At 61.8% G+C, this 25,404-nt stretch carries 24 protein-coding genes, 1 tRNA gene and 1 riboswitch; of the genes, 2 read left to right on the forward strand and 23 right to left on the reverse strand.

What is annotated here, in order from left to right; translation table 11 throughout:
• Window positions 1-6 precede the first annotated feature (6 nt).
• Together ppk1 and msrB are read right to left on the reverse strand one after the other, a co-directional pair.
• Complete coding sequence (ppk1, locus tag N4J17_RS15600) at window positions 7-2,319, reverse strand: polyphosphate kinase 1 (RefSeq protein ID WP_198323651.1); 2,313 nt, start codon at window positions 2,317-2,319, stop codon at window positions 7-9.
• A 44-nt stretch (window positions 2,320-2,363) separates the two neighbouring features.
• Window positions 2,364-2,819, reverse strand: coding sequence for a peptide-methionine (R)-S-oxide reductase MsrB (msrB, locus tag N4J17_RS15605; RefSeq protein WP_198323650.1), 456 nt, complete (start codon window positions 2,817-2,819; stop codon window positions 2,364-2,366).
• 70 nt (window positions 2,820-2,889) lie between these two features.
• Window positions 2,890-3,126: riboswitch (cobalamin riboswitch) on the forward strand.
• Window positions 3,127-3,262: 136 nt separating this feature from the next.
• Here msrB and N4J17_RS15610 point away from each other — a divergent pair.
• Window positions 3,263-5,140, forward strand: coding sequence for a TonB-dependent receptor plug domain-containing protein (locus tag N4J17_RS15610; RefSeq protein ID WP_277458482.1), 1,878 nt, complete (start codon window positions 3,263-3,265; stop codon window positions 5,138-5,140).
• A 10-nt stretch (window positions 5,141-5,150) separates the two neighbouring features.
• On the opposite strand, the gene N4J17_RS15615 is transcribed toward N4J17_RS15610, so the two are convergent.
• From N4J17_RS15615 to rnr, 19 genes are all read right to left on the reverse strand, one after another.
• Window positions 5,151-5,543, reverse strand: coding sequence for a ClpXP protease specificity-enhancing factor (locus tag N4J17_RS15615; RefSeq protein WP_198323648.1), 393 nt, complete (start codon window positions 5,541-5,543; stop codon window positions 5,151-5,153).
• The gene (gene sspA, locus N4J17_RS15620) at window positions 5,540-6,193 is read right to left on the reverse strand and encodes a stringent starvation protein SspA (protein ID WP_198323647.1); all 654 of its coding nucleotides are present in this window, start codon (window positions 6,191-6,193) and stop codon (window positions 5,540-5,542) included. Before sspA ends, N4J17_RS15615 begins: the two co-directional genes overlap by 4 nt.
• A gap of 235 nt (window positions 6,194-6,428) precedes the next feature.
• A complete protein-coding gene (locus tag N4J17_RS15625) occupies window positions 6,429-7,151 on the reverse strand; it encodes a cytochrome c1 (RefSeq protein WP_198323646.1) in 723 nt (240 codons plus the stop codon).
• On the reverse strand, window positions 7,148-8,527 hold the full coding sequence (locus tag N4J17_RS15630) for a cytochrome b (RefSeq protein WP_198323645.1): 1,380 nt from the start codon (window positions 8,525-8,527) through the stop codon (window positions 7,148-7,150). Before N4J17_RS15630 ends, N4J17_RS15625 begins: the two co-directional genes overlap by 4 nt.
• Window positions 8,527-9,123, reverse strand: coding sequence for a ubiquinol-cytochrome c reductase iron-sulfur subunit (petA, locus tag N4J17_RS15635; RefSeq protein ID WP_198323644.1), 597 nt, complete (start codon window positions 9,121-9,123; stop codon window positions 8,527-8,529). The genes N4J17_RS15630 and petA overlap by 1 nt, the downstream gene beginning before the upstream one ends.
• Window positions 9,124-9,360: 237 nt before the next feature.
• The gene (gene hisD, locus N4J17_RS15640; protein WP_198323643.1) at window positions 9,361-10,671 is read right to left on the reverse strand and encodes a histidinol dehydrogenase; all 1,311 of its coding nucleotides are present in this window, start codon (window positions 10,669-10,671) and stop codon (window positions 9,361-9,363) included.
• 4 nt (window positions 10,672-10,675) lie between these two features.
• A complete protein-coding gene (gene hisG, locus N4J17_RS15645; RefSeq protein ID WP_198323642.1) occupies window positions 10,676-11,317 on the reverse strand; it encodes an ATP phosphoribosyltransferase in 642 nt (213 codons plus the stop codon).
• A 5-nt stretch (window positions 11,318-11,322) separates the two neighbouring features.
• Window positions 11,323-12,588, reverse strand: coding sequence for a UDP-N-acetylglucosamine 1-carboxyvinyltransferase (murA, locus tag N4J17_RS15650; RefSeq protein ID WP_198323641.1), 1,266 nt, complete (start codon window positions 12,586-12,588; stop codon window positions 11,323-11,325).
• Window positions 12,581-12,943 carry an STAS domain-containing protein gene (locus N4J17_RS15655; protein WP_198323640.1) on the reverse strand — a complete coding sequence of 121 codons (363 nt, stop codon included), beginning with the start codon at window positions 12,941-12,943 and terminating at the stop codon, window positions 12,581-12,583. The genes murA and N4J17_RS15655 overlap by 8 nt, the downstream gene beginning before the upstream one ends.
• 2 nt (window positions 12,944-12,945) lie before the next feature.
• On the reverse strand, window positions 12,946-13,443 hold the full coding sequence (gene mlaD / locus N4J17_RS15660; RefSeq protein ID WP_198323639.1) for an outer membrane lipid asymmetry maintenance protein MlaD: 498 nt from the start codon (window positions 13,441-13,443) through the stop codon (window positions 12,946-12,948).
• 3 nt (window positions 13,444-13,446) lie between these two features.
• A complete protein-coding gene (gene mlaE, locus N4J17_RS15665) occupies window positions 13,447-14,238 on the reverse strand; it encodes a lipid asymmetry maintenance ABC transporter permease subunit MlaE (protein WP_198323638.1) in 792 nt (263 codons plus the stop codon).
• Window positions 14,238-15,062 (reverse strand): ABC transporter ATP-binding protein, encoded by an 825-nt coding sequence (locus N4J17_RS15670; protein ID WP_198323637.1) that lies wholly within the window; start codon window positions 15,060-15,062, stop codon window positions 14,238-14,240. Before N4J17_RS15670 ends, mlaE begins: the two co-directional genes overlap by 1 nt.
• 137 nt (window positions 15,063-15,199) lie before the next feature.
• Window positions 15,200-15,973, reverse strand: coding sequence for a DUF2806 domain-containing protein (locus N4J17_RS15675; protein ID WP_198323636.1), 774 nt, complete (start codon window positions 15,971-15,973; stop codon window positions 15,200-15,202).
• Complete coding sequence (gene serS, locus N4J17_RS15680) at window positions 15,970-17,253, reverse strand: serine--tRNA ligase (RefSeq protein WP_198323635.1); 1,284 nt, start codon at window positions 17,251-17,253, stop codon at window positions 15,970-15,972. Before serS ends, N4J17_RS15675 begins: the two co-directional genes overlap by 4 nt.
• Window positions 17,254-17,260: 7 nt before the next feature.
• A complete protein-coding gene (locus N4J17_RS15685) occupies window positions 17,261-17,422 on the reverse strand; it encodes a hypothetical protein (protein WP_198323634.1) in 162 nt (53 codons plus the stop codon).
• Between the two features lie 62 nt (window positions 17,423-17,484).
• Window positions 17,485-18,171, reverse strand: a complete 687-nt coding sequence (crcB, locus tag N4J17_RS15690; protein WP_198323633.1) for a fluoride efflux transporter CrcB — start codon at window positions 18,169-18,171, stop codon at window positions 17,485-17,487.
• Window positions 18,168-19,226: an S-methyl-5-thioribose-1-phosphate isomerase gene (mtnA, locus tag N4J17_RS15695; protein ID WP_198323632.1), complete on the reverse strand. Its 1,059-nt coding sequence runs from the start codon at window positions 19,224-19,226 to the stop codon at window positions 18,168-18,170. The genes crcB and mtnA overlap by 4 nt, the downstream gene beginning before the upstream one ends.
• Window positions 19,227-19,324: 98 nt before the next feature.
• On the reverse strand, window positions 19,325-20,077 hold the full coding sequence (gene rlmB, locus N4J17_RS15700) for a 23S rRNA (guanosine(2251)-2'-O)-methyltransferase RlmB (protein ID WP_198323631.1): 753 nt from the start codon (window positions 20,075-20,077) through the stop codon (window positions 19,325-19,327).
• Window positions 20,074-22,341 carry a ribonuclease R gene (rnr, locus tag N4J17_RS15705; protein WP_198323630.1) on the reverse strand — a complete coding sequence of 756 codons (2,268 nt, stop codon included), beginning with the start codon at window positions 22,339-22,341 and terminating at the stop codon, window positions 20,074-20,076. The genes rlmB and rnr overlap by 4 nt, the downstream gene beginning before the upstream one ends.
• A 116-nt stretch (window positions 22,342-22,457) precedes the next feature.
• Here rnr and N4J17_RS15710 point away from each other — a divergent pair.
• A tRNA-Leu gene (locus N4J17_RS15710) sits at window positions 22,458-22,542 on the forward strand.
• A gap of 148 nt (window positions 22,543-22,690) precedes the next feature.
• Here the strand turns inward: N4J17_RS15710 and N4J17_RS15715 are convergent.
• Complete coding sequence (locus N4J17_RS15715; RefSeq protein ID WP_198323629.1) at window positions 22,691-23,989, reverse strand: adenylosuccinate synthase; 1,299 nt, start codon at window positions 23,987-23,989, stop codon at window positions 22,691-22,693.
• Window positions 23,990-24,058: 69 nt separating this feature from the next.
• Window positions 24,059-25,279 (reverse strand): ATP phosphoribosyltransferase regulatory subunit, encoded by a 1,221-nt coding sequence (locus tag N4J17_RS15720; RefSeq protein ID WP_198323628.1) that lies wholly within the window; start codon window positions 25,277-25,279, stop codon window positions 24,059-24,061.
• Window positions 25,280-25,404 lie beyond the last annotated feature (125 nt).

Here is a 25,404-nt window from a genome sequence, read left to right on the forward strand (position 1 = left end):
GGCCCGTCACACGGCTTTCTTGAGCGCCTCCAGCAGTTCCGCCTGGGCATCGCAATGGTGGACGTCGGGCAGCCGCTGATAGCTTCCGTCCGCACACAGTTGCCAGGAGTGGCAATCGTCTTTCAAATAAAGCTCCAGATCATTGCGTACCCGCTCGGCCAACTTCTTGTTTTCGATGGGAAAGCAGGTTTCCACCCGGCGGAACATGTTGCGCGCCATGAAATCCGCGCTGGCCGCATAGATCTCGGGCTCCCCGCCGTTCTCGAAGCAGTACACACGGCTATGTTCGAGGAACCGTCCGACGATGGAGCGCACCTCGATGTTCTCCGAAACACCAGGAATGCCAGGCCGTAAGCAGCAGACGCCGCGCACGATCAGTTTGACCTGCACCCCCGCGCACGAGGCGCGGTAAAGCGCACGAATCAGCTTGGGCTCGACCAGAGAATTGATCTTGATGACGATCCTCGCCGGTCTTCCCTCCTTCGCATGCTCGATTTCCCGCTCGATCTTGCGGATCAGGGTCTTGTGGAGGGTGAACGGCGACTGCAACAGCTTGTGCAGCTTGCCCATCTTGCCCAGGCTGGTGAGCTGAACGAATACCCGCTGCACGTCCTCACCCAGCGCCTTGTCGGAAGTCATCAGGCCATAATCGGTGTACATCCGGGCGGTGCGGGGATGGTAATTGCCGGTACCCAGGTGGGTGTAGTACCGCAGCGTCCGCCCTTCCCTGCGCAGGATCAGCAGGATCTTGGCATGGGTCTTGTAGCCGACGATGCCGTAGACCACCTGTACGCCGGCCTCCTGCAGGCGGGTGGCAAGCGAAATGTTGGCGCGTTCGTCGAACCGTGCCAGGAGTTCCACCACGGCGGTCACTTCCTTGCCGGCCCGAGCGGCCCGCGCCAGCGCATCGACGATGGGCGAATCCGGTCCGGTGCGGTAGAGCGTCTGCTTGATAGCGACCACCTGCGGATCGTCGGCGGCCTGACGCAGCAGATCAATGACAGGGATGAATGACTCGTAAGGATGGTGCAGCAGGATATCCTGCCGGCGCAAGACCTCGAAGAAATCCTGGTGCCCCGTGAGCTGCGCTGGCCACCCCGGCGTGAAGGGCGGATATTTGAGGTCCGGCCGGTCGACCAGATCATAGATCTCGCGGGCCCGGCTCAGATTGACCGGCCCGTCCACCCGATAAAGGCGGTCCTCGCCGAGGCCGAACTGGCTCAGCAGGAACTCGACAACTGCGTCCGGGCAGTTGTCGGCCACCTCCAGCCGTACCTCGTCGCCGTAGTTACGGCTCGCCAGTTCGCCTTCGACCGCCTGCAGCAGATCATCGATTTCTTCCTCGTCCAGAAACAGATCGCTGTTGCGGGTCACCCGGAACTGATAGCACCCTTTCACCTTCATGCCGTGAAAAAGGTCGTCGACAAAGGCATGAATGATGGACGAGAGGAACACGAAGTCGTGCAGCCTACCGCCGGTCACGCTCTTCGGCAATTGGATGATGCGCGGTAGCGCCCGCGGCGCCTGCAGGATGGCGAGATGGATGTTGCGACCGAAGGCATCCTTCCCGGCGAGGGAGATGATGAAATTCAGGGCTTTGTTGAGGGGACGTGGGAACGGATGGGTCGGATCCAGCCCGATCGGACTGAGAATCGGCGCCAACTCCTCCTCGAAGTACCGCCGCAGCCATTTGTGCTGGGCATCGGTCCAGTCGGAACGGCGGATGAAGCGGATGCCTTCGGCTTCCAGCGCGGGCAGTAACTCCTGATTGAGCACGCGGTACTGCTCAGCGACCAGTTCGTGGGCGCGTTCGCTGATAGCGGCAAGAACTTCCTGCGGCGTCATGTTGTCCGGCTCAGTGTGCGCCGCCCCGAGTTCTGATTTTTGCAGCAGGCCGGCGACCCTGATTTCGAAGAACTCATCCATATTGGAACAGGCGATGCTCAGGAAATTGAGCCGTTCCAGCAGTGGCGTCCGTCCATCCTTGGCCTGCTCCAGTACCCGGCGGTTGAACTCCAGCAGGCTGAGTTCCCGGTTCAGGAAGCCTCGTGAATCGTCCAGGCCGACGTCCTCCGCGGAAAGCTCCCCCACCCCGGCCAGACCCGTGGCGGCGGCCGATTCTTCGCGCCCTTTTCCCATGTCACCCACCATGAATTTGGCGGCCCTGACCATACGCTGGGCTTTCTGCCGGCTCAGGCCTGGAATCTTGGTGAGCCGGCCGACGTCGGCATCGGCAAGCTCCTCGACCGAAAAAATCCCGTGCTCGGCCAGCATGATCCGTGTGGACTTGCTGAGACCTTTGACTTTACTGATGACCAAACGTCCTTCCTCCTTCTCCGTTCTATTGCCTTCCACGGTCTCCATCAATCGAACAGTTTCAGATACTCCTCATATCCGGCCTCCGCCAGTTCCTCTTTGGGGATGAAGCGCAAAGCGCCGGAATTGATGCAATAGCGCTTGCCTGTCGGCGCCGGCCCATCATCGAAGACGTGTCCCAGATGGGAGTCTCCATATCTGCTGCGCACTTCGGTCCGGACCATCAGGTGGGAATGGTCGCTCAACGTGACGATGTGATCGGGCTCCAGCGGCCGGGTGAAACTCGGCCAGCCCGTTCCCGAATCGAATTTATCGATCGAGCTGAACAACGGCTCACCCGACACGATGTCCACGTAGATGCCTTCCCGATGGTTGTCCCAGTACGGATTGGCAAATGGTCGTTCGGTGCCGTTTCCCCGGCAGATCGCGTACTGTTCCTCGCTCAGCCGTTCTTTGATCTCTTCCTCCGTCGGCTTCCTGAAGCTTTCTCGGTCCCAACCCATAGCCGTGTCTCCGTCGAAATCTAAAAAAAATTCAATTATTGAACATTGGCGTTCCGGCTTCCATCCGCTACAATCCGCGCCCTTCACAGGTGTCGACCGGCGGACTAGCCGGTCGGTGAAACGGGAAGCCGGTGCGGATACCTTATCCCAATCCGGCGCTGCCCCCGCAACGGTGATTGAGCCGGAACGTATCAAACGTTCCGAGGCGGATTCTTTATGCCACTGCGCGCATGCGCGGGAAGGCAGAACACCGCCCGGCGTCACGCCGCTCATCAGCCCGGAGACCGGCCTGCGATTGACATGAAGACCCCGCGGAGGGCGAGGGTCGCGCCCCGCTTTTGCCGGCAAACTACCCACCCTGCCGACCCGGGCAGGCCTTTCGACCTCCGCGAAACCGTTAACGCCATGCGGGTGTGCATGGCCATCCCATGCAGAGGTCCCACGTGAAATTCCGGCTTTTCCTCTCGGCGCTCGGCGCCACGCTTTCCTTCGACATTCTGGCCATCGACAGCGACCCCGCGGAACTCGACACTGTGGTGATCACGGCCACCCGCACCGAAACGCCGAGCCGGCAAATCGGCAGCTCCGTCACCGTCCTGACCGCCGAGGACATCAAAGAGCGGGGCATCTATTCGGTCGACCAGATCCTGCGCATCGTTCCCGGCCTCGACGTGGCCCAGAGCGGCGGTCCGGGGCGGGAGACCTCCGTGTTCCTGCGCGGCGCCAATTCGGGCCAGACCATCGTCCTGATCGACTGGACCGAGATGAACGACCCGTCCTCCGCCAATGCCGGCTTCGACTTCGCCAATCTGACCGTCGACAACATCGAGCGCATCGAAATCCTGCGGGGGGCTGCCAGTTCGGTTTACGGCTCGGAAGCCATCGGCGGGGTGATTAACATCATCACCAAGAAAGGCACTGGCAAACCGAAGCTGAAAGCCAGCGTGGACGGCGGCACCTACGACACGTGGCGGGTCATGGGCGACGTCGCCGGCGGCGATCCTAGCCTCAACTACAGCCTCACCGCCAGCCATCGCGAGATTCGCGGCTTTTCCGCCGCCGACCAGCACTTTGGCGCCACCGAGCGTGATGGTTACCGCAACACCACCATCAGCACCCGCCTTGACGGCAAACCCGCCGACGACCTGGAACTGGGCTGGAGCCTGCGTTACGACGAAGGCTTCACCAAGCTGGACAACTACGATTTTCTGCGTAGACGCCCGGTCGACGACCCCAACTTCACAGGCACCACGAACGAGCTCTATACCCGCGGTTTCGGCACTCTCAAGCTGTTCGACAATCTGTGGGAACAGACCGCCGGCATAGCCTACACCCGTGTGGACCGCCAGTACGACAACGCCGCCAACCCGGACGACCCTTTCCCATTCCGCGCCGCCTACCTGGGCGAAAAGATCAAAGGCAATTGGCTCAATACGCTGCGTCCGCATGAAACCAACACGGTATCCTTCGGCATCGACGACGAGGAGGACACCATGACGATCGTGGAACCCTCGCCGTTCGTCAAGAGCTACAACACCCTGGGGTATTTTCTCGAAGACCAGATCAACCCCTTCGACGGGTGGTCCACCACGGTCAACGTACGGCATGACCACAACAATTTCGTCGGCGGCAAAACGACCTGGCGGGTCAGCCAGGTCTGGACCGCGCCGCACCTCGAAACGCGGTTGAAGGCCAACTACGGCACCGGCTTCAAGGTGCCCGCGCTCGCCCAGCTCTACGATCCCTTGTACGACACGGGAAACCCGAACCTCCGTCCGGAAACCAGTACGAACTGGGACGTCGGCATCGAACAGCCGTTCTGGGGGGCCGTGAGAGGCAATGCCGGCATCGTGTATTTCAACAACCGTTTCAACGACCTGATCCAGTTCGATCCCGTCGCGTTCCGCATGGAAAACATCAACAATGCTACCGCCAAGGGCGTGGAGACCTACGTCGAACTGAATCCGCTGGCCGGCCTGGATATACGGGGCACCTATACCTACATGGAAAGCCGCGACCAGGATACCGGAACCCCGCTCTATCAAAGAGCCCGTAACAAAGGAGCATTCGATCTCAACTACCGCTTCGGCAGCGATGCCAACGTCCACGCCAACATCGTGATGGCCGGCCCCCGGCTCAGCACGGGAAACCGGATCGCGGCCGGTTATGTCATCCTCAACCTCGCGGCATCCTATGAGGTCAGCGACCGCCTATCGCTGTGGACCCGTGTGGATAATGCGCTCAACAAGTGGTATGAGGAAGTCTATGGCTACGGAGCCACGGGGGCTGCAGCTTACGGCGGTCTGAACCTGACCTATTAGGAAAAAAGCCCTATTTCACCACCCGCAGCGCCGGCCGCTTTTTCCGCGCCGGCTCCTGCGGTTCGGGCGAGGTGGGCGGTTCGCCGCCGGGCCCCTCTTCCTGGTCGAACACCATGCCCTGACCGTTTTCCCGCGCATACAGCGCCATGACGGCCGATATCGGGATGTACACGCGGGTGGGCGTGCCGCCGAAACGGGCGCTGAACGTCACTTCGCTGTTGTTCATGTCCAGTTGCTGGACCGCCTGCGGGCGGAGATTGAGCACGATGCGTCCTTCCTGGACGTACTGCCGCGGCACGTCCACCGAAGGCACTTCGGCGTCGACGAGCAGATAGGGAGTGAAATCGTTATCGACCAGCCAGTCGTACACCGCCCGTATGAGATAAGGCTTGAGCGGAATCATGCGTTTTCCGGGGTAAGGCGGGCCGCCGCGCCGAACTCCCGCTCCTCGTCGCTCAGGCTCGCCTGAAACGAGTGACGTTCGAATAACCGGGCCGCGTAGGCTTTGATCGGCTCGGCCTGGCGCGGCAACTCGATGCCCAGCATGGGCAACCGCCATAGCAAGGGTGCCAGCGAACAATCGACCAGGCAGAATTCGTCACTCAAAAAATAGGGCTTGGCGGCGAACACGGGCGCGGCAGCGAGCAGGCTTTCCCGCAATTGCTTCCGGGCTTTCTGGGCACCGGCATCGGAGGTGTTTTCGATATCCTCGAGAAGACCGTACCAGTCCTGTTCGACCCGATGGACCAGCAAACGCGCCCGGGCCCGCGACACCGGATCCATCGGATGCAGCGGAGGGTGGGGGAAACGCTCGTCGAGATACTCCATGATGATGCGGGAGTCGTAAAGCACCAGATCCCGGTCGACGAGCGTCGGCATGGTGCCATAAGGATTCAGTTCGACCAGATCCTCGGGAGGGTCGCCCATGTCGACATATTCGATGTCCGCGGAAATTCCCTTTTCATGCAGCACGATCCGTGTACGATGACTGTACACGCAGGTCGGGGAACAAAACAGAGTCATCACGGATTTTCGGCTGGCCGCAGTTGCCACGTATCACACCTCTTTCATGTCGTGATCACGCCCGGAATCCCCTTCCTGATCATGGCCAACCGCGAACCGGCGGGCCGCGTCCCTGTGGGAGCGGCAGAACACCCGAGCCCTTTGGGGAATCCCCATCCTGGGGTTCCCGGACCGCTCGCCCGGTTGCAGCGAATCCGTGCGTTGAGCCGGACGGATCGGGCCGCTTGGAGCGCCCCCGACTGGTCCGGATTGTATCATGATCGCTTCAGGCGATGTCCTTCCAGTATTCCTGCTTGAGCCGGTAGAGAACGAACGCCAGAACGATCAGCACTGCGATCACGTATTTGCCGATGCGCAGCCGGTCCAATTGGGCGGGTTCAGCGGCATAAACCAGGAAATTGACCAGATCGGTCACTATCCCGTCGAACTCCTCGGCCGGCAACGTCCCCTGACTGACATGTTTCAGGCCGACGATGGCTTCCACACCGCCGCCTTTCTTGATCACCGGACGCTGGGCACCCTGGAGCGAGGCGAATACGTTCGGCATGGCTACCTGCCGGAAGAAAGCATTGTCCACGCCATTCGGCCGTGACGGATCCAGGTAAAAGCCACGGAGATAGCTGTAGATCCAGTCGGGATGGCGCGAACGCGCGATCAGCGAAAGATCGGGCGGAGCGACCCCAAACCAGCGTTCCGCATCGGCGGCGCGCATGGCACTGAGCATGCTGTCCTGCGGTTTCGCTTGACCCCGCAGGAAATCACGCTCCAGCACGCCGTCCTCCAGCTTCAGATCGTGCGCCATGCGTGAATAGCGCAGATGCTTGAGGGAATGGCAACCCTGGCAGTAGTTTACATACGTCACGGCCCCACGCCTGAGCGACTCCTTATCGAAGACGTCGATGTCGACATCCTCCAGCGGCATGACGCTCTCCACGGCCAGTGCAGTGCCGGCTACCAAAGTCAGAAAAAGTCCGGCGATTCGTCTCATTTTTTTATTCCGCAAAATTCCCGGGCTTTGTCCAAACAAGCGGCGAACCCTGCGTCAGCCCTTCTGTACCATTCGGAATTCTCCGCCGCGGCGATGCCCCGCCGCACCCATTCCCAGACAATGCCTTCTCGCTTTGCCAGCGGAATCACGGCTTCGGTCAGACGCTCCGGCAGAGGACTGGTTTTGTCCTTCCGGCTGTACCAGGGCATCAGCAGGAAAAAGGCGAAGTAATTGAGCGCAAAAAACCGGGCAAGGAACGTGGTGGCGGGCGTCACCGGCTTGGTGCCCAGGATGCCGAGCCCGATGAAGCTCAGGACGAAAAGGGTCAGGGCAGTCTTGTAATAGGCGCCCCGGTACCGTATCGAGCGTACCTGGCAGCGGTCCAGCCATGGCAGTCCGAACAGCAACAGGATCGACGCCCCCATGGCGATGACGCCGCCGAGCTTGTCCGGTACCGACCTAAGGATCGAATAGAACGGCGTGAAGTACCAAACCGGCGCGATGTGTTCCGGGGTCTTCATGGGATCGGCCGGCTCAAAGTTGGGGTGCTCCAGGAAATAGCCCCCCATCTCCGGTGCGTAGAACACGACCAGGGCGAACAGAATCACGAACACCGCGATGGCGTACAGATCTTTCACCGTGTAGTACGGATGGAGAGGAATACCGTCCAGCGGAACACCATAAGCATCTTTTTTCTCCTTGATCTCGATCCCGTCCGGGTTACCCGAGCCGGAAGTGTGCAGCGCAGCCAGATGCAGCACCACCAGCAGCACGATGGCCAGCGGAATCGCCACCACGTGCAAGGCAAAAAAGCGGGTGAGCGTGGCATCGGCCACCACGTAATCCCCCCGCACCCAGGTGGCGAGATCCTCGCCGATCACCGGTATGGCGCCGAACAGCGAAATGATCACCTGCGCCCCCCAGTAGGACATCTGTCCCCACGGAAGCAGGTAACCCATGAAGGCCTCGGCCATCAGGAGCAAAAAGATCACCATACCGAACAGCCAGAGCAGTTCCCGGGGCTTCTTGAACGAACCGTAGAAGAGCGCCCGGAACATGTGCAGATAGATCACGATGAAAAACGCCGACGCACCCGTCGAATGCATGTAGCGCAGCAGCCAGCCCCATTTGACGTCGCGCATAATGTATTCGATCGAATCGAAAGCGAGACCGGCATCGGGCTTATAGTGCATCGCCAGAAAGATGCCGGTGACGATCTGGTTGACCAGCACGAACAGTGCGAGCGAGCCGAAGAAATAAAGCAGGTTGAAATTCTTCGGCGCGTAGTACTGGGTCAGGTGATCACGGACGAAGGCGCTCACCGGAAGACGCTGGTCCACCCAGTCCATGACGGCTTTCATTCTCTCGTTGGGCATCAGTCCTCCTCCTCGCCGGCAACCCCGATCAGGATCCGGGAGTCGCTGAGGTATTTGTAGGGTGGGATGTCCAGATTCTTTGGCGCCGGCACCCCCTTGAACACGCGGCCGGCCAGATCGAAGCGGGAGCCGTGGCAAGGGCAAAAAAAGCCGCCGGGCCAGTCGGGGCCGAGATCGGCCGGCGCCACTTCCGGACGGAAGGTCGGGGCACAGCCCAAATGGGTACAAACGCCGATCGCCACGAAAACTTCGGGTTTCACCGCGCGAACGATATTGGTCGCCGCTCTGGGCTGATCGGATTCCTTCGACAGGGGATCGCGCAGCACGTCTTCGCCGAGCGTGGCCAGACGATCGAGCTCCTGCTGGGTCCGGCGCAGAATCCATACGGGTTTGCCGCGCCAGAGCACACGGATGAGCTGGCCCGGTTCGAGTTTGCTGATATCGACATCGACCGGGGCGCCGGCGGCCTGAGCCTTGGCACTGGGCTGCATGGAGCCGACGAACGGGACGGCGACCATGCCGGCGCTGACGGCACCGATCATGGTTGCGGCTTGAGTCAGGAACCGGCGCTTCTCCGAATCGACGCCTTCTGTCATGGTGAAAATTCTCCAGCGGTGGTTGGGAGCGCTCTTACCTCCCTTTGGAAACAATCCATTTCGAAACCCTCCTTATTGTTTGGCCGCCGATTGTGTTGCATAGTGTGCGGTTTGGTCAAGCCAAATTGCATTATTATAACACCCAGGGGCTGTGGCCTCCGGCCCGCCCGGGGACGGTTTCCGCGGCGGGTTACTTACCGATACCCTGGTGAACCCGAGTGAAACGGCATGGTGCGCTTAACGGTGCCTGATCCGGTATTCGGCTGAACGGGCATGCGCCCCCAGCCCTTCGCCCCAGGCCAGCAGCGAAGCTGTACGGCCCAGTTGGTCTGCGCCATCTGGCGAACAGTAGATCAGGCTGGAACGCTTCTGGAAATCATAGACGCCCAGCGGCGACGAAAAACGCGCCGTGCCCGAAGTCGGCAGGACGTGGTTGGGACCGGCACAGTAATCGCCGAGCGCTTCCGCGGTATAGCGCCCCATGAAGATGGCCCCGGCATTGCGGATCGACCGCACCAGGATTTCCGGGCTCTCCACCGAGAGTTCCAGATGTTCCGGCGCAATGCGATTGGCGACCGCCGCCGCCTGCGCCAGATCATCGACCAGGATCATTCCACCGCGCCGTTCCAGCGAGGTGCGGATGACCTCAGCGCGCTCCATGCCGGGCAACAGGCGCTCGATGCTCGCCTGTACCGCCTCCAGATGGGCTGCATCCGGGCTGATCAGGATCGCCTGGGCGTCCTCGTCATGCTCCGCCTGGGAAAACAGATCCATGGCGATCCAGTCCGGCTCGGTCCGCCCGTCCGAGATCACCAGGATCTCCGACGGGCCTGCGACCATGTCGATTCCCACCTGCCCGAACACCAGCTTTTTGGCAGTCGCCACATAGATGTTGCCGGGACCGACGATCTTATCGACCCGCGGCACCATTTCCGTCCCATAAGCCAGAGCGGCGACGGCCTGTGCGCCACCGATGCGGAAGACCCGGTCCACTCCGGAAATGTAGGCGGCCGCCAGGACCAGAGCGTTCAATTCTCCCCGCGGAGCCGGCACCGCCATGATGAGCTCTGGCACGCCCGCGACCTTGGCAGGAACCGCATTCATCAGTACCGACGAAGGATACGCGGCCTTGCCACCGGGCACATACAGGCCGACCCGGTCGAGCGGCGTGATCTTCTGTCCCAGCAAAGTGCCGTCGGCTTCACGGTAGTCCCAGGAATCGAGCTTTTGCCTCTCGGCATAGGCCCGGATGCGCTCCGCCGCTTCCCGCAGGGCTTTGGCTTGCTCGGCGGGCAGCGCCTGCCAGGCCGATTCCAGCACATCACGCGGCAGCTCGAGCGCCGCAGCGGTATCCACGACGAAATGGTCGAAACGCGCCGTGAGCTCCACCAGGGCCGAATCGCCTTCGCGGCGGATGCGGCCGATGATCTCGGTCACGCGCTGGTGGATGTCGGCGTCTTCGCTTTCGCTCCAGGCAAGCAGCCGGTCCAGTTGCGATGCAAAGTCTGCATCCGCGGTGTAAAGCCGTTTGATTTTCACTTCGGTCATAAACTCACCTCTCCCGAGCGGCCCGCGCCGAAACGATCCGTGCCAAATGGCCCGCGAGTTCCGTGATAGGCCCGTGCTTCATCTTCATGGCCGCTTTGTTCACCACTAGGCGACTGCTGATGTCCATGATCAGCTCCTGCGGCGCCAGGCCGTTTGCGCGCAAGGTGTTGCCGGTATCGACCAGATCGACGATGCAGTCCGCCAGCCCCACCAGCGGCGCCAGCTCCATCGAGCCGTATAGCTTGATGACTTCGGCCTGCACGCCGCGGCGGGCGAAAAAACGCTTGGCGGTGTTGACGTACTTGGTGGCGACCCGCAGACGGCGACTGGCCGTCGGCCGGCCCGGCGGCCCTGCGGTCATCAGCCGGCAGCGCGCTATTCCCAGATCGAGCGGCTCATAGAGTCCTTCGCCTTCATATTCCACCAGGACATCCTTGCCGGCAATGCCGAGATCGGCCGCGCCGTATTCGACATAGGTGGGCACGTCTGCCGCCCGGATGACGACCAGTTGCACGTCATCCCGGTTGGTCGGAAGGATCAGCTTTCGGCTTTTATCGGGGTCCACCGACGGCACGATGCCGGCCTCGGCCAGGAGTGGCAGAGCTTCTAGGTAAATGCGGCCCTTGGAAACGGCAATGGTCAGCATGGCGGCTAATTCGGCACACGGCGGATTTCGGCGCCGAGCTGAGCCAGCTTTTCCTCGATGCATTCGTAGCCGCGGTCAATGTGGTAGATACGGTCGACCTTGGTCTGCCCTTCGGCCACCAGCCCTGCCAGCACCAGGCTGGCGGATGCACGCAGGTCGGTGGCCATGACCGGCGCCCCGGTCAGGCGGGACACGCCTTTGACGATGGCGGTATTGGACTCCAGTTTGATGTCAGCCCCCATGCGCTGCATTTCCTGAACGTGCATGAAGCGGTTTTCGAATACCGTTTCGGTAATGACGCCGACGCCCTCGGCAATGGCGTTCATGGCGGTGAACTGGGCCTGCATGTCGGTAGGAAACGCCGGATAGGGCGCTGTATGGAGCGATACCGCCTGCGGCCTCCGGCCCTTCATGTCCAGCTCGATCCAGTCGTCTCCCAGAGTGATTTCGGCGCCGGCCTCCTCCAGCTTGGCCAAAACCGCGTCCAGCAGGTCGGGACGGGTGCCCTTGAGCTTGACACGACCGCCGGTCATTGCCGTCGCAACCAGGTAAGTTCCCGTCTCGATCCGGTCTGGCAGGATCCGGTAGTTCAGCCCCTTTCCACTCAGCGAATCGACCCCCTCGATCTGCAGGATGCCCGTTCCCGCCCCCCTTACCTTGCCTCCCATCGCGTTGATGAAATTGGCGAGATCGACCACCTCCGGCTCCCTCGCCGCGTTCTCGATGATGGTCACACCGTCGGCGAGTGCTGCGGCCATCATCAGGTTTTCGGTACCGGTCACGGTCACTTGATCCAGCACCAATCGGCAGCCTTTCAGCCTTTTCGCTTCGGCGTAAATGTAACCGTTGCGGACGTTGATGTCGGCCCCCATGGCAGCCAGTCCTTCCAGATGGAGGTTGACCGGTCGGGTACCGATGGCGCAACCGCCCGGCAGGGATACCTCCGCCCGCCCAAACCGCGCCAGCAATGGCCCCAGCACCAGAATGGAGGCCCGCATGGTACGCACCAGTTCATAGGGTGCGAAAAAATTCTGGATCGTGCTCGGATCGACCTCGATATTGAGCTTTTCATCGACCATGAGATTCAAACCCATGCGGCCGAGCAGCTCCATGGTGGTCGTGATGTCATGAAGATGGGGGACGTTGCCCACGGTCACGGGGCCGTCCGACAGCAAGGTGGCGGCGAGCACCGGCAGAGCCGCGTTCTTGGCGCCCGATATCCGCAGTTCGCCGGAAAGCGGCCGTCCGCCTCCGATGAGTAGTTTATCCATGTCGTTGTGTGTCCGTAGTTTGAGATACCGTTCCGGAACAAGGCGCCAGCAAAACACCGGTTCCAGACACGCGAACCAGGTTCTCGACCTGGGCCGGCATATTTTCCAGGCGCAGGGACGCTCCGTTCTTCCGTGCCAGCCTTACCCATTCGATCAGCAGAGCGATGCCGGCGCTGTCGGCGCGCTCCACTCTGCCCAAATCGATCGCCACGTTTTTTCGGGCGCGAAACAAGGGGAGTGTCTCTTTGAGTGCCGCCGGCGCGGTCGCAAAAGTGAGTTCGCCCCTCACCGAGTACCGCCCTGGGGCATCCTCTTGCAAGGCGAAGACGCGTTTTTGTCCCGCTACCGGACGCATGGCTATTTCTTCTTACCCGATTCGCCCTGGGATTTGTCCCCGCCTTCCGCCTTATTGAACAGGAAACGGCTGATGACTTCCTCCAGGACCAGCGCCGATTGGGTCAGTTCGATCTGCCCGCCGTCACCCAGATAGTCATCACTTCCGCCCGGTGTCAGGCCGACGTACTGCTCCCCCAGTAGACCAGCGGTCAGGATGCTGGCACTGGTATCGCTGGGGAGAGTGTCGTACTGCCGGTCGATGCGCATTTCCACGACCGCCTCATACGAGGTCTTGTCGAAAGACACCGACGTGACCCGCCCGATCCGCACCCCGCCCATGGATACTGCCGCCCGGGGCCTCAGACTTCCGACGTTCTGGAACCGCGCGGTGATCCGGTAGCCTTCGGCGCCAGTCTCGAATTCGCTGAGATTGCTTACTTTCATGGCGAGCAGAAACAGCGACGCCAACCCCAGGGCGACGAATATTCCCACCCAGATTTCGATCGTTTTCGAATGCACGCCTCAATCCTTTCCAAACATCAGGGCCGTGAGCACGAAGTCGCAGCCCAGCACTGCGAATGCCGAATAGACCACCGACCGCGTCGTCGCCCGGCTGACGCCCTCCGAGGTCGGCGTGGCATCGTAACCTTCGAATACGGCGATCCAGGTGACGACCGCGCCGAACACCAGGCTCTTGATGACGCCGTTGACGATGTCCTCGTCGAAATCGATCTTGGCCTGCATCTGCGACCGGAACGCGCCCTCGTCCACCCCAAGCAGACCGACACCGACAAAATAGCCACCCAGCACGCCGATGATGCTGAACAAGGCCGCCAGCAGCGGCATTGACAACACACCGGCGAAATAGCGTGGCGCGATGATCCGTTTCACGGGATCGACCGCCATCATTTCCATGCCCGAAAGCTGCTCGGTCGCCTTCATGAGGCCGATTTCCGCCGTCAGGGCGGAACCGGCCCGGCCCGCAAACAGGAGCGCAGTCACCACGGGACCGAGTTCGCGCACCAGCGATGCGGCCACCATCACGCCCAGACTCTCCTCCGCACCGAAATCCGAAAGGACGTAATAGCCCTGCAGGCCGAGCACCATTCCGACGAACAGTCCTGAAATCACGATCAGCAGGATGCTCAGCACGCCGACCGAATACATCTGGACGATGAGGAGGTTAAGGCGCGCGACCAACCCGGGCAATCCCGTCAGTACATGCAGGATGAACAGATGGGCCCGCCCCAGCTTACGGATGCTGACCAGGGCCGACTGGCCGAGAAGCTGGAACGGCTTCAACACGATATTCATCAGCTCGCCACGAAACCCAACAGGTCGCTCGCGTAATCCTTGGAAGGATAATGGAAATGGACCGGTCCGTCCGGCAACCCGTCCATGAACTGCCTGATCCAGGGCGAATCCGACCGCGCCAGCTCCGCCGGTGTGCCGCGCCCCACCACTTTGCCACCCGAGATCAAATAAACATAGTCCGCGATGGAAGCGGTCTCTTGCACGTCGTGCGACACCACGATACTGGTCAAACCCAAACCATGGTTGAGATCGTGGATCAGTTGCACCAGTACCCCCATCGAAATGGGATCCTGACCGGTGAACGGCTCGTCGTACATGATCATCATGGGATCAAGCACGATGGCTCGCGCCAGCGCGACTCGCCGGGCCATGCCGCCCGAAAGTTGAGCCGGCATCAGATCGCGCGCTCCGCGCAAGCCCACCGCCTCGAGCTTCATCAGCACCAGGGTACGGATCATGGACTCCGGCAGTCGGGTGTGCTCGCGCAAGGGGAAAGCGACGTTCTCGTAGACCGAAAGATCGGTGAGCAGCGCTCCACTCTGGAACAGCATGCCCATACGCTTGCGCAAGGCGTAAAGTTCGTCCAGGCCCAGGCGGTGCACATTGATCCCAGCCACCCGGACAGTGCCGCTGTCGGGGCGGAGCTGGCCGCCTACGAGCTTGAGCAGCGTGGTTTTGCCGGTACCGCTGGGCCCCATGATCGCAGTGATCTTGCCACGGGGAATGTCGAGGTCGATCTTGTCGAAAATCTTGCGACCATTGCGGGAAAAACTCAGGCCGCGGATGGAAACGAGCGCCGGGGTGTCCGAAGGCTGGAAGGTCATTGGGCCGCTATGCGCGTCGTATCGTCTGTTCAAAACGCAAAAAAGGCCTGTATTTTCGGGACTTGGGTGGGTTCAGTCAACTCGAACCGCCCCTGCGCCGGCGAAAAACCTTTTCCAATCAAAATCATCAGAACAGCTCAAAGCTCGACGGCCTCGAGCGCGACGCCACACTCCTCCTTGACCCGCTTGATCAAATTGCGAGCATAGCCGTTGAACGGCTTGACCTGGACGGCGGCGGCAAGCTGCTGGCCGACGGGAGAAAACCTGCGGTAACCGACGGAACCCGGATTTTCCGCCTCCGTGCCGGCGATTTCATAGACCCGGTCGAAATACCTCACCCGAAGCCCGCGTGAAGCGCCGGTCAAGACCCCGGACTCCGGCGCCAGCAGCCCGATGCCGATGAAATGCTGAGTCAGGTCGTTGCCGCGCACGTAGCTCCACATCTCCGGCCGCGTCAGCGACTCGTCGAACAGGAAACGCCAGCCGGATTCGAAGGTGAAAACGAAGGCGCAGTATTCCGAGAAACCGGCCAGCTCCCACTCGTCCATCCAGCTGAGGGCGACCAGCGAGCGGCGCGCATAGAATCCGGGGGCGGACGTTTCTTTCGCGAGTACGCGAGCCCAGAATGCCTGAGAATCCGCCTCTCCGACGTCCTGTGCCAGACGAAAAAACAGATCCAGCCAGTCCCGCCGCAGCGGCAAATCGGCTTCAGCTTCGCCCAACTCCGCCATTGCCAGCTCCAGGATACGTTCGATGTTACGCTGGCGCCTCGCTTCCCTATGGGCGGTGCGCGCCACGATCCGAGACTCGGGCGAATCTAGCGATGCCGGGTCACCGGATACGCGAAAGCCTTTCTCGCCCACGACCCCATGCGCCGCGGCCAGTAGTGTTTCCGTCGCCGAGCCGGTCATGCGGCGGGCCCGATCAGGCTCACGCCGCCCATGTACGGCACCAGGACATCCGGCACCCGGATCCGCCCCGCCTCGTCCTGGCAGTTCTCCAGGACCGCGACCAGGGTACGGCCGACGGCGAGTCCGGAGCCGTTGAGCGTATGGACCAGCTCCGGTTTGCCAGTTTCCGGATTGCGCCAGCGCGCTTGGAGCCGGCGCGCCTGAAAGTCTCGGAAATTGCTACAAGACGAGATTTCCCGGTAGGACTGCTGGCCCGGCAGCCAGACTTCCAGATCGTAGGTCTTGGCCGAGGAAAAGCCGGTGTCTCCCGCACACAGCAGGACACGTCGGTACGGCAGACCGAGCCGCTCGAGAATGACTTCGGCGTGGCGGGTCAATGCCTCGTGGGCCTCACGCGAGTCTTCGGGGCGGACAATCTGGACCAGTTCCACCTTCTCGAACTGGTGCTGCCGGATCAGTCCGCGCACGTCACGGCCATAGGAACCGGCTTCGCTGCGGAAACACGGCGTATGGCAGACGTATTTCAGCGGCAGGCGTTCGGCTTCCACGATCTCGTCCCGTACCAGATTGGTGACCGGAACCTCGGCGGTCGGAATGAGATAGAACGCCGGCTCGTGCTCCACCTTGAACAAGTCCTCCTCGAACTTCGGAAGCTGACCGGTGCCGCGCAGGCTGTCGGCATTGACCAAGAACGGCACGTAGGTTTCGAGGTAGCCGTGCTCGCCGGCATGGGTATCGAGCATGAACTGGGTCAGGGCACGCTGCAGCCGTGCCAGCACTCCGGTCAGGACCACGAAGCGCGAACCAGCCAGTTTGGCGGCCGCTTCGAAATCCGCACAGCCCAGGCCGACAGCGAGATCGACATGATCTTTGGGGACGAAGCCGAATTGCGGTGGCTCGCCCCAACGCCGGATTTCGACGTTGTCCGCCTCGCTGCGCCCCTCGGGCACGTCAGCTTCCAGGATGTTGGGCACGCCGAGCAGCAGCGCTTCCAAACGTTCCTGGAGCGACGACAGTTCGGCCTCTTTTTCTTTCAAGCGGTCGCTCAGTCCTTGCACTGCCGCCAGCAACGGTTCGATGTCCTCACCGCGCGCCTTGGCCTGGCCGATGGACTTGGAGCGGCTGTTGCGTTCGTTCTGCAGATTCTGGGTTTCCGTCTGCAGAGTCTTGCGGCGCTCTTCCAGAGCGCTGAATGCCTCGATGTCCAGGACGAAGCCGCGACGGCCGAGCTGCTGCGCGGTCTGCTCCAGTTGGGCGCGGACTAAACGTGGGTCCAACATGTATCGCTCATTCTCCTTGATTGAGATTCACGGTGCGGTAAGCCAGAGTCGGCCAGGTCACCGCATGATGCAAATCGTATTTTCCGCTGAGGTCGGCCAGGGCCGATTCGAGCCGCCCGGGCGCGTCGAAGAACCCGGCGACCTGATGCGCTGCCGGCGGATGCTTCACCGGGTCGCGCCGGATGTCCTCACACTCGCGGAGACAAATTCAGATGAAAATCACTGTTCTGCTCATCCCGTCCCCCTTGCCAACACCAGCCCCAGGCTGAGAAACACCACGGCGGCGAACGCCGACAGCGTGAAGGCGCCCCAAAGCTGGAGCGGCCCCCGCAACTCGGTACCCGTTAAAACCAGGGCGGCCAGCGTACCCACCACGATGAGACCGGTCAGTGCCACCAGCGCGAGCGATTCGATCTGCGGACCCAGTCCGGCCCGCGCGAATGTGTGAGCCGCAGCGAAACCGGCCAGCAAGGACACCCCACAGGCGGCTCCGAATATCCGCAGTCCGGGCCCGCCGGCAAGGGCTGCAATCTCGCCGACAGCCAGGCGGCGTGCCAACACCGCCCCGACCCAAACCGCCGCAAGACACAGAATGATGCTCAGCAGGACATTGAGCGCCGCCTTCAGCAGGCTTCCCTCCTCGAACAGTGCCAGCGTCTCCAGGGAGAACGTCGAAAACGTAGTGTAGGCACCGAGGAAGCCGACCAGCGCGGCGGCCCGGTATTCCGCCGCCAGAGCGAAACGCTGGACCATCAATACCGACAAAAGCCCCATGAGAAACGAACCGCTGACGTTGATGAACAGGGTTCCATGCGGAAAATCCCGTCCCAGCCAACCATACAGGCCATTGGAAACCCAGAAGCGCGTCAACGCCCCGACGGCTCCACCCAGAGCGATCGCAAGCAGAGACAGATTCATCGGGCTTTTCCACGCAGAGCCGCCATGGTGTGGGGCGAAGGATTCGCCACCACCCCCGCCTCCGTGACGATGGCGTCGATCAGCGCTGCCGGAGTCACGTCGAACACCGGATTCCAGGCGTCGATCACGCTGTCGCTGCCGAGGAAGACGGGATGCAGCAACTCGCGCGGATCGCGCTCTTCCACTACGATGTCCCCGCCAGCTGCCGTCGCCCAGTCCACTGTCGAGGTCGGTGCCACCACCATCAGCTTCACTCCGTGATGTCTGGCCAGCACCGCCAGCGAATACGTGCCGATCTTGTTCGCGACATCGCCGTTGGCCGCGATCCGGTCAGCACCCACGACCACCCAGTGTACGGCACCCGATTTCATCAACCAGGCGGCGGCGGAATCGGCCAGCAGAGTCGCCGGGATCCGGTCCTGACCGAGTTCCCAGACCGTCAGCCGCGCCCCCTGGGACCAGGGTCGGGTTTCGGTGGCATAGACTCGCTCCAGCGCGCCACGCCGCCAAGTGCTGCGGATCACGCCCAGCGCAGTGCCATATCCACCGGTCGCCAGCGCGCCCGTGTTGCAATGCGTCAGTACCCCTTTACATCCGGCCAGGATATCTGCGCCGAGTTCGCCCATTGCCAGGTTGGCGGCGAGATCGTCTTCGTGAATCCTGCGGGCTATGGCCAGGAGCGCCGGCACCGGATCGCCTTCGATAGCGGCCATGGCCTCGCGCATGCGATCCAGCGCCCAGAACAGATTGACGGCGGTGGGCCGGGATCGTGCCAACACGGCGAAATCATCCTCGATCGCCCGTTTCCAGTGGGCGGGATCGCGAGCGTAAGCGGCTCGCGCGCCGAGGACCACCCCATATGCCGCGGCGATGCCGATGGCGGGCGCCCCGCGGACCCGCATGCTGGCGATCGCTTCCGCGACACCTTGCGCTGTGTCGAAAGTCTGGTAAACCATATCTCCCGGCAACAGGCGCTGGTCAAGCACCTCCAGGCCACGGTCCGACCACTTCAGGGCCTGGACGGCGGAAACTGCGGAAATCGAATGTTCTGACACAGTAAGGGAGTCCTCGAGCGATTCTATGGCTGCCGGCGAGGCGCAAGAAGGATTTTACGGGCTGACGGCACGGTTGGCCATGGACGCCGGGGGACGGTTCAGGGCGCCGCCTGCCTCCTTTGGCGCATCACTTCATACAGAACTATGCCGGTCGCCACCGAAAGATTGAGACTCTCCACCCCGCCCAGCATCGGTATCCGCAACAGGAAGTCGCAGCGCTCACGTGTCAGGCGCCGCAGCCCTGCCCCTTCGGCGCCCATCACGATGACCAGCGGAAAGCGGAGATCCAGCTCATACAGCGTCTGCTCCGCCTCACCCGCCGCCCCGGCCACCCAGTAGCCGCGCTGCTTGAATCGATCCAGACAGCGGGCGAGGTTCGTCACCCGGTAGACCGGCACCGTCTCGGCGGCGCCCGAAGCGACCTTCGCCACCGTGGGTGTCAGCCCGACCGACTGGTCCTTGGTGACCACCAGCCCTTTCACCCCCACGGCATCGCAGGTACGCAGGCAAGCTCCGAGGTTGTGGGGATCCTGCACGTGATCGAGCACGAGATAGAGCGGATGGCCATCGGCGGCATCCAGTGCATCGAGCAACTCGGCCTCTCCCTGCTCCCTCGGCAGATCGAGTTCTATGAGGATGCCCTGGTGTTTACGGGGATCGGCCAGGCGATCGAGTTGTTTCCGATCCGCCCGGACAATCTCCACCCCCAGTTCGCCCAACCGCACCGCCACGGCCTGGAGGCGGTTTTGCATGCGATGATCGTCCAGCCAGGCCTTGACTATCTTGTCGGGCGAGTATTCCAGAGCCGCCTCAGCGGCGTGAATGCCCCAGACACGGCGCGCTTCGGTCATTTCTTGCCCCGCTTCCGGGTGCGCTTTCTGCGCTTGGACTGTGGCTCGGTGACCTCGGCAGTCTTCTTGACCAGATCGAGGTCGATCTTGCGCTCGTCGAGATCGACCCGGGCGACTTTGACCCGCACGGTATCCCCCAGCCGGTATCGAACGCCAGTGCGCTCTCCGGTGAGGCGATGACCGATGGGATCGTAGTGGAAGAAATCCTTGTCGAGGTTGGAGATGTGCACCAGTCCCTCCACGAAGATGTCGCGCAGTTCCGCGAAAAAGCCGAACGAGGTGACGGCCGAGATGACGGCGTCGAACTCTTCGCCCAGCTTGTCCAGCATGAATTCACATTTGAGCCAGCTCACGACGTCACGGCTGGCCTCGTCGGCGCGGCGTTCGCAGGTCGAGCAATGTTCGCCGGCCAGCACCAGATCGTTGTGGGAATAGGCGAATTCGCTGACCTTGGCTTTACTCAGGACATGTTTGATGGCGCGGTGTGTCAGCAGGTCGGGGTAGCGCCGGATCGGCGAAGTGAAATGGGTATAGGCGTCGGAAGCCAGGCCGAAATGCCCTTTCTTGTCCGGACTGTACACGGCCTGCGCCAGCGACCTAAGGAGCACAGTCTGCACCAGGTGCTCATCAGGCCGACCTCGGATGGCTTCGATCAGCTCGGCATAATGTCTGGGCTCGGGTTTGTCTCCGCCACCCAGGCTCAAGCCGACTTCCCCGAGGAAGGTACGCAGATCGGCCAGGCGCTCCGCCGTCGGACCCTCGTGGACGCGCAGCAAATGCGGCACCTTGCTCTTCGCGAGGAAGCGGGCCGTTGCCATGTTAGCAGCGATCATGCACTCTTCGATGAGACGGTGGGCATCATTCCGAACGACCGGTACGATGGTGTCGATCTTACGTCCGGCGCCGAACACGATCCGGGATTCCTGGGTCTCGAAATCGATGGCGCCGCGCTCGTCCCGCGCCCGCCGCAGGACCCGATAGACTGAATAAAGGTTTTCCAGGTGCGGCAGCAGCGTTTGGTACTGCCGCCGGAGCGCTTTGTCGCCATCGACCAGCATGCGTGCAACCTGGGTATAGGTCAGACGGGAGTGGGACCGCATGACGGCCTCATAAAACCGAGCGCGGCCGATATTGCCTTCGTCGTCGATGATCATCTCGCAGACCATGCACAGACGGTCCTGCTCGGGGTTGAGCGAACACAACCCGTTGGACAGGACCTCAGGCAGCATTGGGATCACCCGTTCGGGGAAATACACCGAAGTGCCGCGGTTATGGGCCTCCTGGTCCAGGGCCGTGCCCGGCTTGACGTAATGCGAAACGTCGGCGATCGCGACATACAACTTCCAGCCCTTTGGGGTACGGCGGCAATACACGGCGTCATCGAAATCGCGCGCGTCTTCGCCGTCGATGGTGACCAGGGGAAGTTCGCGCAGATCGATCCGACCGGCCTTGGCCTCCTCCGGCACTTCCGGGGCCAGACCGGCGATCATGGCCTCGACCTCTTCCGGCCACTGGTTCGGCAGATTGTAATTGCGGATCGCTACCTCGATCTCCATGCCAGGCGCCATGTGGTCGCCCAGGATCTCCACGATCCGTCCGATGGGTTCGCGCCGCGCGGTCGGCTGCTCGACGATCTCGACCACGACAATCTGGCCGTGCCTCGCACCGGCGAGGGCATTTTCCGGCACCAGGATATCGAGGGAGATGCGTTTGTTGTCCGGAACGACATAAGCGATGTCGTTCTCGATGTAGAGCCGGCCGACGGTGCTGTGGGTATTGCGCTCCAGAACCTGGACCACCGCGGCTTCCCGCCGCCCCCGGCGGTCGATGCCGCGCACACTGACGACCACCCGGTCGTCGTGGAACAGCGCGCGCATGTCCTTCGGCGAGAGGAACAAGTCGGCGCTGCCGTCGTCGGGATGGAGAAAACCGAATCCGTCGGGATGGCCGATCACCCGGCCGGCGATCAGATCCTTGGCATTGACCACGCAGAAACGGTCACGGCGGTTACGCAACAGCTGCCCGTCACGTTCCATGGCATTGAGGCGGCGCCGCAGTGATTCACGGTCTTCCGCGTCATCCACGCCGAGCGCATCGGCGACCTCCTCCAGGTTGGCCGGCGCGCCGATGTCCTGCAGCACCTTGAGAATCAATTCCCTACTGGGGATCGGACGTTCGTACTTCTTCGCCTCCCTTTCGGCATACGGATCCTTATGGCGGAATTCCCGCTCCCTGCTGGCGGCGTTGGCTGAAGACGTATTCAAATCGCTTTCCTGATCCTTGATGCTCAATGTGTTCTCTCGAATGCCTGGTTGTTGACAGTGATAGTGGAGCTCGTTATGATACCAGCTCTAGCAAGGCTTTCGGGCCTCATCATCTTGCCGAGGTGGTGAAATTGGTAGACACGCATGTTTCAGGTACATGTGAGGCAACTCGTGGAGGTTCAAGTCCTCTCCTCGGCACCAGCTATCCCCCTTGCTCGTTCGAGCACCCTTTCCAGATTTGATCAGATACCTGTTTTGTGAGGGTGTCCGCGCTGGCGGACACATCGTGCCATTTTCCATTTCTTTGCATGCGGGCCTCCTCCCTGGAGGAAACCCGCATTCGGACCTGTTACGCCGCCGCGAAGGGGTTTTGCATCACGATCGTGTCCTGCCGGTCGGGTCCTGTCGAGATGATGTCGACATTGACGCCGGTGGTCTCTTCCAACCGTTGGATGTAGGCCCGGGCATTGACCGGCAGATCGTCTAAGGTGCGGATACCCGCGGTTGACTCCTGCCAGCCCGGCATCTCTTCGATGATCGGTTCGCAGCGGGCGTAGTTGTCCGCACCGATCGGTACGGTATCGATTTCCTGTCCATCGTAGCGGTAGCCGGTGCAAATCCCGATCTTCGGCAGACCGTCGAGTACGTCCAGTTTGGTCAGGCAAATGCCGCTGAGGCCGTTCAGTTTGGCCGATCGACGCATGAGGACGGCATCGAACCAGCCGCAGCGCCGGCGACGCCCGGTCGTTGCGCCGAATTCGGCACCCTTCTGGGTCAAAATCTCTCCCGTCGCATCACGCAATTCGGTCGGAAACGGCCCGTTACCCACACGCGTAGCATAGGCCTTGGTGATTCCCAGCACGTAGTCGAAATCCAAAAGTCCGACACCGGTGCCACAGGAAGCACCGCCTGCCGTGGTATTGGAGGACGTAACATAGGGATAGGTGCCGTGGTCGATGTCCAGCATCGCGCCTTGGGCGCCCTCGAACAGAACGTTCTCGCCTGCGGCCCGGTAGCGGTGCAGGATACCCGCCACGTCCCCCAGCATGGGGCAGATTTTCCCTCCCAGATCCAGCAGCTTATCCAAGGTTTCCTGGAAATCCACGCCCTGCGCACCGTAATAGTGGGTCAGCACGAAATTGTGGTAGTCAAGCAGTTCGCGCAGACGCTCGGACAAACCTCCCGTATCACGGAGATCGCCCGCCCGCAGCCCCCGCCGCGCCACCTTGTCTTCGTAGGCAGGCCCGATGCCGCGCCCAGTAGTACCAATGGCTTTGCCGCCGCGCGCAGATTCCCGGGCATTGTCCAGAGCCACGTGCACGGGCAGGATCAAGGCGCAGGCTTCGCTGATGATCAGGCGGTCGCGGATCGACAGCCCCACACTCTCCAGCACCCCTATCTCCTGCATCAGGGCTTCCGGTGACAGCACGACCCCGTTTCCGATGAGACAGGTGACGCTGTCCCGGAGGATGCCCGAGGGGATGAGGTGAAGCACCGTTTTGCGCCCGTCGATGACCAGCGTGTGCCCCGCATTATGCCCCCCCTGGAAACGGACGACGGCATTGGCGTGTTCGGTCAGAAGATCGACCAGCTTGCCCTTACCCTCGTCCCCCCACTGGGTTCCGATGACGACTATGTTTTTTGCCATTGAAGATGGTTCCGTTGCTGTGTCGTTTGGCCTTTGCCACTTTGGTGCGGCAAAGGCCGGAAACTGGTGTCAGGTGTTTTTGGCCACAACAGGACAGACCCGCCAGCGCTCGCCGTCGAACCGCAACTCGCTGCGGAACCCGTGAGCTGCCGCATCGCCCTGCTGGCCTGGAAGAGCCTCTATCACGGTCCGTCCGGCGTCGCGCAATTCGCGGATAGCCGCGATCAGGGCTGGCTCGGAGGCAGCAGGAGCGAATATGCCTTCTCCGCTGCCGGAAAAAGATTCGCCGAGACCGGACAGTCTGAGAATGACCTTGAGATCGGCACTGAATCCCGTTGCCGGGCGCGCTCGCCCGAACACCTTACCGATGTCGTCATACCGCCCGCCGCGGGCAACTTCCCTGCCATAGCCTGGCACGAAAGCGGCGAAAACCACGCCGGTCTGATAACGGTACCCCCGCAATTCGGCCAGATCAAAATTAACGGGAACTTCGGGGCAGCACTCACCGAGCCGTTCCGCCAGCATGGCCATTTCTTCCAGCGCCAAGTGCACCGCGGCATTGGCCTCGGACAGGCATTCCCGCGCTCGCTCGATGACCCCTTGACGACCGTTGAGGTCGACCAAGTCCGTAAACATGCGGGCCAGCCGTGGAGCGATGTCCATGCTTGCGACGGCCGCGGTGAGCTCAGGGCGCGCCTTCTGCTGCAAGAGGGAAAACAACTCGCCCTCCTGCTCCCCGGTCAGGCCAGCCTGGCGTGCCAAGCCACGGAATATGCCGACGTGTCCTAAATCCAAATGGATTTGCTCGACACCGGCCGTCGTCAGAACCTCCAGCATCAGGCGAATGATCTCAAGATCACTGGCCCGACCGCCGTGGCCGTAAAGCTCGGCGCCGAACTGGATGGGGCTACGCGATTTTTCCAGACGATCGGCCTGGGTATGCAGCACGGAGCCCAGATAGCAAAACCGGCCCGGCATGTCGCCGGCATGGGTGCGGGCATCGATTCGGGCGACCTGCGGGGTCATGTCGGCGCGGATGCCGAGAAGACGCCCACTGGCCTGATCGATCAGCTTGAACGTCTGGATATCCAGGTCATGACCAACCCCAGTCAATAGTGAGTCGATGAACTCGATCAGGGGTGGCATCACCAAACGGTAACCCCAGGCGGCGAAGCGGTCGAGTACCTTTCGCCGAAGCAGTTCCAGTCGCTCGGCTTCCTCGGGCAGGAGCTCTTCAATGCCTTCCGGCAAAAGCCAGCGATCATCGGCTGGGTAAGAAAAAGGAAACATAAGGAATCGTGGAGTCGGGCCGCAATCAACCGGCCCTTGCCGCAATACCGTGGGGCTAAAGACGTCGGTAATGGAATTATAGCGGAGGAATCGTCGGTGTGCCCGTGGCGACGGGCACCCGGCCT

This window comes from Methylococcus capsulatus, assembly GCF_036864975.1.
Lineage (GTDB): Bacteria > Pseudomonadota > Gammaproteobacteria > Methylococcales > Methylococcaceae > Methylococcus.